The 8,151-nt window shown below is 56.9% G+C and carries 9 protein-coding genes; 3 read left to right on the top strand and 6 right to left on the bottom strand.

Translation table 11 applies throughout. The features are described 5' to 3' along the window. Positions 1-77 precede the first annotated feature (77 nt). Positions 78-662 carry an ABC transporter permease subunit gene (locus tag AM590_RS18330; protein WP_082677770.1) on the top strand — a complete coding sequence of 195 codons (585 nt, stop codon included), beginning with the start codon at positions 78-80 and terminating at the stop codon, positions 660-662. 269 nt (positions 663-931) lie between these two features. Here the strand turns inward: AM590_RS18330 and AM590_RS21205 are convergent, their stop codons facing one another. The 5 genes from AM590_RS21205 to arsD all read right to left on the bottom strand — a co-directional run bounded on the left by AM590_RS21205 (position 932) and on the right by arsD (position 5,594). Then, entirely contained in the window at positions 932-2,518 is a 1,587-nt protein-coding gene (locus AM590_RS21205; protein ID WP_157575487.1) for a transposase, read from the bottom strand. Positions 2,519-2,782: 264 nt separating this feature from the next. Further along, complete coding sequence (gene hcsS, locus AM590_RS18340) at positions 2,783-2,974, bottom strand: halo-CC-star protein HcsS (RefSeq protein WP_058828734.1); 192 nt, start codon at positions 2,972-2,974, stop codon at positions 2,783-2,785. After that, the gene (gene hcsL, locus AM590_RS18345) at positions 2,965-3,333 is read right to left on the bottom strand and encodes a halo-CC-star protein HcsL (protein ID WP_058828735.1); all 369 of its coding nucleotides are present in this window, start codon (positions 3,331-3,333) and stop codon (positions 2,965-2,967) included. Before hcsL ends, hcsS begins: the two co-directional genes overlap by 10 nt. Beyond that, a complete protein-coding gene (arsA, locus tag AM590_RS18350) occupies positions 3,330-5,261 on the bottom strand; it encodes an arsenical pump-driving ATPase (protein WP_058828736.1) in 1,932 nt (643 codons plus the stop codon). Before arsA ends, hcsL begins: the two co-directional genes overlap by 4 nt. A 3-nt stretch (positions 5,262-5,264) precedes the next feature. After that, a complete protein-coding gene (gene arsD / locus AM590_RS20630; protein ID WP_058828737.1) occupies positions 5,265-5,594 on the bottom strand; it encodes an arsenite efflux transporter metallochaperone ArsD in 330 nt (109 codons plus the stop codon). A gap of 324 nt (positions 5,595-5,918) precedes the next feature. Here arsD and AM590_RS18360 point away from each other — a divergent pair, with 324 nt between their 5' ends. Continuing rightward, positions 5,919-6,317, top strand: coding sequence for a metalloregulator ArsR/SmtB family transcription factor (locus tag AM590_RS18360; RefSeq protein ID WP_058828738.1), 399 nt, complete (start codon positions 5,919-5,921; stop codon positions 6,315-6,317). Positions 6,318-6,499: 182 nt separating this feature from the next. Beyond that, the gene (locus AM590_RS18365) at positions 6,500-6,931 is read left to right on the top strand and encodes a low molecular weight phosphatase family protein (RefSeq protein WP_058828739.1); all 432 of its coding nucleotides are present in this window, start codon (positions 6,500-6,502) and stop codon (positions 6,929-6,931) included. Positions 6,932-7,013: 82 nt separating this feature from the next. On the opposite strand, the gene AM590_RS18370 is transcribed toward AM590_RS18365, so the two are convergent. Next, the gene (locus AM590_RS18370; RefSeq protein WP_058828740.1) at positions 7,014-7,859 is read right to left on the bottom strand and encodes an arsenite methyltransferase; all 846 of its coding nucleotides are present in this window, start codon (positions 7,857-7,859) and stop codon (positions 7,014-7,016) included. Positions 7,860-8,151 lie beyond the last annotated feature (292 nt).

Consider the following 8,151-nt stretch of genomic DNA (forward strand, 5'->3'; position numbering starts at 1 on the left):
CCTCGTCGTCGCAATCACCAACTACGAACGTGGAGACAATCCGGGAAGTACCGTGATCACGGTGTGAGAACTCTTCTATGACACCCTCTGGGACTCGTCGTGATCTTGTGGTCGGAAAGCTATTCGCTAGAGTAGGAATTGTTACCGGAGCGATTACCGCCGTACTCTGTCTCACAGAAGTGATCGTTCTGGTGCGCTTAGGCAATCCGCATTTGATGTCGTTCTTCGTCGGAGCTGGATGGATTCTGCTCGTTGGAGCCGTCTGGACGACATTCGTTGTTGGTGTTTCGGCGATGGTCTCGTCGCGTTATCGCGCGTTAGCAGTAATTCTTGGGGCATATCTACTCTTTAGTACTGACAATGGTCTCTGGGGAGCCGTCGTCAGACCGTTGATTGGGCTCGTCTTCACTGGTCAGTTCACCACACCACAAAGCGCCTACACCTCGAATGAAATCGGCCCGGTTTGGTTCCAGTACATAGATGGTATCAATCCGATTGTTGCTCTTCGCCGGGTGCTTCAAGCACTGCAGACTGCAACCGGGAGTATCTCGTCAGATATGACACTCCCTCTCGTCGTGTATAGCGTTTTTATCGTCCTCATATTCGCTGGTGGGACGGCCTACGTAGGCTATAGACGATTTAAGCAGACGGACCTCGGCTAGGTCAGTCATCACGCCACGTTTTCGAAGAGGCAGATCGTATGCATTGTGAGTACCGGTCGCAACTTCTGCTTGCACTGGGGAAGTTGAGACTACACCGGGTTTAGCGGTGCTGTGATGCGTGATTTCGAGCGAATTTCCGAGGCGAAGCTGCTTCGGATCTACTCTCGATAGTCTTCTCGTGTCGTACTACCAACTAGGCCGGTGAATTTCCAAGATCCCCGATAGCGTTGCCACTCAGGAATCCGTATTGCCCCGGACAGAGTATCTCCCTATCCGATTCCGGTCTCCTTCTTTAGCAGCGTGAGCGTATTGTCGGCTGTTACGATCGGCGAATGTTCGTACTCACCAGTCAACTCAACCTGCACGAGCAGATCGACGGCTCGCCAGATCGAGTACAACAGGCAGGCGAATGCGAAGTAGAAGAACCGTAGCCCGAAATCCTTCGACGTCGTCGCCGCCATGAACCGCTTTATCGATCTGTAGCCGCTCTCGATTTCCCACCGATACCCGTACTCAGTAAGGTGCCCACTCCCGCAATTCGTCATGAACACCGAGTATTGCCGGTGGTCGTCGTGCTCGGAATTCTCTTTCCAGCGGTAGATTAGCGTCGTCTCGTGCCACTCGTTCTTGTCGAGGTGGAGCTTCCGGTCGGTCTCGTACCGGTCCTGTTCCCGTTGGAGCAACCGCTTTGCCTGGGCTTTCTCGCTCGTCTGCATCCGCTTCGGAACGACGTAAGAGAGCCCACGTCCGCTAATCATCTCCAGAACGTGCTGGCTATCGAACTCCCGGTCCATCAGGACATTATCAACGTGAACGAGCTCTTCAGCCGAATCCAGCAAGTCCTCAACGATTTCCAATCGTGACTCGCCTTTTCGTACCGGGCGGGCATCAAGAACCAGCGGGACAGCGTTGCCGACTAACTGGATGGTCGCCCACTGGTACGCGTACTCGTCGGTCTGTTCTTTCGTACCGATGATCTCGTCCTCGTGGCCGGTGCGGTCGCCTGTGAAGGGGTCGGCTTCGGTGATGTCAATGGCGACGATTCCGGCTCGGTAGAACTCCTCCGTCTCTGCGAGTTCGTTGATGAGCTGTCGGACCGCCTGTCGGTACATCTCGCGAATCTGTTGGATAGAGAGATTTCGAATGTGGTCGCGATGAGCATGTCCGAGTGGTGTCCGATCCCGCGTTGACTCATGAATGAAACTGCGGGCTCCTTCGTTCGCAGCCAGCCGCTCGCGCAACCCGAGATACGTCTGTAGGTCCCAGTAGGCGTTCTCGTCTATCTCACAGCCGTCCCCACGGTCCAGCGAAAACGCCGGGAACACGATGCGGCTGACGTGGTCGGTGATCTTCTCTGCCTGCTCCAACGTGGTTTGATCGGCTGGTTGTAACTCACCAGACTCGTCACCGTGGTGCCGAAGCTTTCGTTCCGGTTCACGCGGAATCCCTACACCTGCATTCTGGGCTTTGATGAGGATCGTTCGAGCCGCCGTTTCGACAGTCTCTCGGAGGTCAGGGGTGAACCGCTTATGCCAGCTCCGCCATAGTGTTGACTGCTCTGGGATCGTCTCGAAACCCAGTCGATCACAGAGTACAGGACGGTTCTCTAGGTACTCGTACAGTGCTGTCTCGTGCTCCAACCCGTGGAGCTCCTTCAGGACGAACACCCGAAAGAGGGAGTCCATCTCGTAGCGTGTCGAGCGTGTATAGCAATCGTGAGCCTCGAAGCTGAAGTAGGCCAATGGAAGTACGAGGACGAACTGCTCAACCGAATCATGGTCGAGATGCGTAAACCAGGTTTCTGAGACGATCTGAACGTCCGAGCGTAATCCGGCAAGTGAGGTGCGATCATAGATCGGTGTCGAATCATATGTTGGCCACCATCCGTGTTCGGTTAATACCCACAGTAATATTCTGTATGGTTCAAGGCTGCCTGAGTCGGGCGTACGCGGTGGAATCGACCGATTCTCAAACCCCTCAGAACCGTCGGTTTGAGCTTAACCGAACACCAATGGTTGGCCACTCAACGTGCGCTCGTTGTGCGATTTGTCTGAAAATAGCACGCCGGGACGCAGAGGTCGAAGCCATATAGAAATACTGAGAAAACACCAAAACTGGTGTTAGCAGCAGTCGCTTCCAGCGCCGCAGACCTCACCGTACTCGAGACCAATCCCGTCGTTGATCGCTTCGTTGCACTCGATCAGCAGCGACTCGAACTCGTCAGCCGTTACCTCCGATTGTGCCACATCAAGGTCTTCACCGAGCGCTTCAGCGACGGTCAGAACTTCATCGTCAGAGGCGCTCAACAGCATCCGCCCCCAAGAGACTGCGCGAACTCCTGCCTGATTTGTTCGCTGATGACGTCGTTCGTCTCCTCAAGGAGGGCAACGAGTTCCTCTTGTGCTGCTCGGTGCTGTTGGATGGTATCGTTGTTCGAGACCTCGGATTGTAGCTCCTGTAATTCGCTCATGATCGACGAATCGAACTCGTCCGCCTGCAACTCCTGCTGTTTTTCTTGGTACGCTTCGAGTAGGGACTTTGCCTCCTCGTCGGCCTCGAGTTGTTCGTTCGCGTCCACGAACTGTTGATAGGTCGCTGAGTCGCGGAGCGTCTCGATGAATGCCTGAAGTGACTCCTCGACGGCTGTCGTTTCCGACACGGCTTCGCTCACGACGCCGTCACCTCCGCCTCAGTCTCCTCGGTGATGTCGTCCAGCCCGGTGATCTCTTCACCGAACGAGCGTAGTTCGTCCAGTCCGACCGGCTCGTCTTGGCGCAGCGGAGCGAGCATCATCGGCACGTCGAACCGATCGCTGATCTCACCGAGGTACTCCGCCTGTTGGGCGCGGCGATTCTCGAAGAAGGCGTTGTCGCCGTATTCCTCGGGGAGCAGGTAGTTTGCGACCACCAATGAGGTTTCGATTCCGACTTGATCTTCGAGATCTGCAGCGGCCCGGTAGGCTTCCATCATCGGGGTGTACTCGGGGTACATCACGAACGCGAACGTACTCTGTTTAGGGTCCTTCATCGTCTCGATGACCTCGTCGTACTGGTCGCCTTTTGCAGGCGCGGCGCCCTTCGTCAGCGACCCGAGGTCCATGAAGCCCTTCCAGTCGGAGGGGAGTTCGAGCAGTCGGAGCGTGTGTCCTGTGGGGGCGGTGTCGAAGACAACGACGTCGTAGCCGTCCTCGTCGAAGTAGCTCACGAACTTCTCGAGGGCGGCCATCTCTTCGGCACACGGCGATTCCAGTTCCTCTTCGACGTTCGCGATCGCCGCGTCCACGTCGATCTGGATGTCCTCCTTGTCCTCGTACATCTCGGTGACGTGGTCGAGGACCTGCGTGCGGTACTCCTCGAGCGCTTTCTCTTGGTCAATCCGCGCCGCATCGAGGTTCGCCTGGCTGACCGATGTTGGGTCGTGGCCGATCGGTTCGCCGAAGATGTCCTCAAGATGGGCGGCCGGGTCAGTTGTGACGACGAGCGTTTCGTGGCCAGCTTCGGCGAGCTTCGTCGCCGCCGTCGAGGCGATCGTACTCTTGCCGACGCCGCCCTTCCCGGTGAAGAAGAGATACCGCGTCTCGTCGCCCGGTTGAAGCTGGTCGACGACCGCCTCAGCGTCAGCCATCGACTCGAAGTCGACCGCGGTTTCAGCGTCTACGTCAGTCGCCGTCCCGACATCGACGGTCGCCTCGTCGCCGTCGTACAGGACGCCACCGACATCTGCGAGTAGCTCAAGCCCTGCGATTTCGCCCGGTTGGAGTGGGTACGTCGCCATCGCGTCGGCACCGAACTCCGTCCGTGCGCGCTCGATAACAGCCTGCTCGTCTTCTCGCTTCCCCTCAAAGAACGGATCCTCACACACCGACTCGGGGAGATACCCGTTGATGATCAGCAGTTGGGACTCGATCCCAAGCTCGCCGAGGTCGCTTGCACTGCGCTCGATCTCGTCAATCGAAGAGACCTCGGGCTTGCCGACGAACGCGAATGAAGTCCGCTCGTCGTCTTGGAACGTGTCGATGGCACGCTCGTAGTCCTGTTTGCGCTCCTCCATCGAGGCTGCCGGCCCGATGCAGGTCGAGCCGCCTTTCTCCAATTCAGCGTTCCAGTCGGAGGGGAGCTCCATCAATCGGATCGTGTGACCGGTCGGCGCCGTGTCGAAGACGACCACATCGTACCCGGGGCTGTCCATGAAGTCAACGAAGTTGTCGAAGGCGGCGATCTCTTCGACACACGGGCTGTTGAGTTGTTCCTCGACGGTTTCGAGTTGCTCGTCGTCGAGCAACTGTCGCATCGGTTCGATCGTCTCTTGTCGATACTCCTCGGCCGCCGTGTCCGGGTCGATCTCGATGGCCGAGAGGTTCTCAATGTCGTCGATTGTGGTGACATCGTGGCCGATCTCCTGCCCGAAGATGTCCGAGAGGTTCGGCGCAGGGTCGGTCGTCACCAGCAGCGTCTCGTAGTCGTTGTCCGCGAGCCAGGTCGCCGTCGCGCAACTCACGGTGCTCTTGCCGACGCCGCCTTTGCCGCTGAAGAAGACGAATTCGGTCTCATCACTTGTCGGTTCGACGATCGCTCGCGCGTCGGTGGGCGTTGTGCTCATGCGCTAGGCCTCTTGTGTCTGGGTGGTGGTTTCGAGTGCTGCCGCGAGTTCGTCGTACGAGAGGTACTCGGACTTGGCGACGATCTCGTCGTCGACGACGGTGATCGGCAGGACCGAGGGGCCGTGTTCTTCGACCAGATCGTAGATGTGCTGCGTTTCGAGGAACTGGTCGATGTTGTGCTGCATGTTCGCTCGCGAGACGTCGATGTCCTCAAATTCCGATTCGAGTTGGTCGAGGACGGCACTGAGTTCAACGAGTTCTTCGTTGGGGTCAGGACCACAGACGCCGGTGGAGCAACACATCGCCTCCTCGTACAGGGTGAGTTCAGTCATTGATGAAAATGGATTGTTCGCTCAATTGTTTGGCCGACAATGCGGCTACCATCGATGATGGGGTGGACGACTTTGCCTCGCATTCAATTGAACAATTATTCAATCATACTCATAAGCTCTTCGGATCAGAACGGACGTAGCCAACGCGTGATTCAGAACATATGCAGCGTTTAGGATGTGGTAACACGTCAAAATAGAGGATTGCTTCCAGAGTATTTCTGATGCCATATTATAGAATCCTAAAATGATTGATCGTCAGTGGACTACACGCAGTTCGCGAGCCGCTCCACAATGCTTAATCCACTATCTGCTCAATCGATGTGTATGTCATCGACTGAGCGACTACAGCGGTATCTTGCCGACGAACGGGGTGGGTGTGGTGATGAGGAGGTCTCCCAGCGTCTGGCGGAACTCGAAGAAATTGATGCGGCCGCGGGTGGGCCAGCGCTGGACCAAGATGTCGGGTTGCTATCGGCGCTCGCGAACGAGACCCGGTACAAGATTGTTCGTATCCTCCACGTCGCTGGCGAGGAACTCTGCGTCTGCGAATTTGCGCCGCTGCTCGATGTTAGCGACAGCGCGATCAGTCACGCCCTGTCACAGCTCACCGATGCTGGACTGATCACTCGCCGAAAAGAGGGGAAGTGGCGAAAATATCGTGCGACAGCGCGCGCCAATGCTGTCCTCATCGCCCTGGATGGATCGCGGGAGCTACGATTGTAAACAGGAGCGACCAACACGGCCCGTTGATGAACTAACTCCCGTCGATCGGTCGGACGATATTTTCGAGTTAGCCGTCAGCAGTCGGTAATAACCAGCGTTCGACATGATGGCTAAAGAGAGGTATATATTGGAAAATAATCCTCATAGGAGCACTTAAAATGGTATAAAAGATGAGTTTATCTATGAATACAGCGTCACCGGCGAAGTTTGGATTTGTGTGTGTACAGAATGCGGGGCGAAGCCAGATGTCAGCTGCGTTCGCCGAGCGAGAACGTGATCTCCGAGAATTAGGGGATAATCTCGAGATTCTCACCGGCGGTACACACCCCGCTGAACGCGTCCACGAGGAAGTGATCACGGTCATGCAAGAACGAGACATCGACCTCTCTGACCGAACGCCTCGGGAGGTCTCGACTGACGAGCTCGAATCGTGCGATGTCGTCGCCACAATGGGCTGTTCGACGCTAGAACTGGACGCCGAGAACGTCGACGTTCGAGACTGGGCGTTAGACGATCCGCACGGGCAAGACCTTGACACTGTCCGCGAGATTCGTGACGACATAGAGCAACGCGTCAAGGCGCTGTTCGACGAGTTCTATCCGGACGAACCGTAGCGTAGACGTAATAAGAGGATTCGTTCGTCCCTCCAATCGCAAAATTCTCTTCTGGACAAGCCTGTCAGTGATTTTCGGTAATTTAGGGGTTTTGTGGAGGCTTCCGGGCTTCGATAGTGGCAGAGACGAGATACTCACCGAGATCGCGATCGGCGTCCCAATCACTGATGAACTCGGTGCTCTCATCCTTGGGCGCTATCTCGATTGCTTCGAAGCCGGCACTGTCGAGCATCGCTTCAACACCTGCAACGGTTGATGCACCGGCGACACAGCCAGTTAGCGAGTCCGGGTCCATCTTGACATCGTCGGGGAACGGCGCGGTTTGGACGACGTCTGAGATGGCGACGCGCCCGCCGGGCTTGAGAACGCGGTAGGCGTCGTCGAACACGCGTTGCTTCTCGGGAGCGAGGTTGACGACACAGTTCGAGATGACGACGTCGACGGTCGCGTCGGCAACGGGAAGATGGCTGATTTCGCCGAGGCGAAATTCGACGTTGTCGGGGTCGTTCTTCGCGACGTTCTCCCTCGCTTTCGAGACCATCTCTGGTGTCATGTCGACACCGATGACGGCTCCGTCCGGGCCGACCTCCTGTGCGGCGAGGAAGCAGTCGAAGCCCGCACCGGAGCCGAGGTCGAGCACTGTCTCGCCGGGCGCCATCTCGGCGAACGCCTTCGGGTTGCCACATCCGAGACCGAGATCTGCGCCGTCGGCGACCGATGCGATATCGTCCGTATTGTACCCGAGGCGTTCGCTCCCGGTCGCGTCTTCATTTCCGTCACAGCACCCTCCTTCATCGGTGACATCAATACCGATGTCGCCACAGCAGTCCTGTCCATGCGTAGCGATAGTGCCGTAGCGTTCACGTACCATCTTCCGTGCCTCCTCAGGGTCGCGGTCACCGGCCACCGTCTCAGTATCGTTACTCATGGGCACCCCGCAGGTCGTCGAGAGTTTCGAGGAGGGCCGCAGTCGTCTCAGTCGGTTCATAGTACCGCCAGCATCCGTGTTCGGTTAATACCCACAGTAATATTCTGTATGGTTCAAGGCTGCCTGAGTCGGGCGTACGCGGTGGAATCGACCGATTCTCAAACCCCTCAGAACCGTCGGTTTGAGCTTAACCGAACACCAATGAGCGTGTCATAGAATCCATCTCATAGCTTCTCACAGCCCGGATCGTTTCCTCGTTCGAAGTTGGTGATTGCAACGACGAGCCGCAGAC

Source organism: Haloferax sp. Q22 (assembly GCF_001482285.1).
Lineage (GTDB): Archaea > Halobacteriota > Halobacteria > Halobacteriales > Haloferacaceae > Haloferax.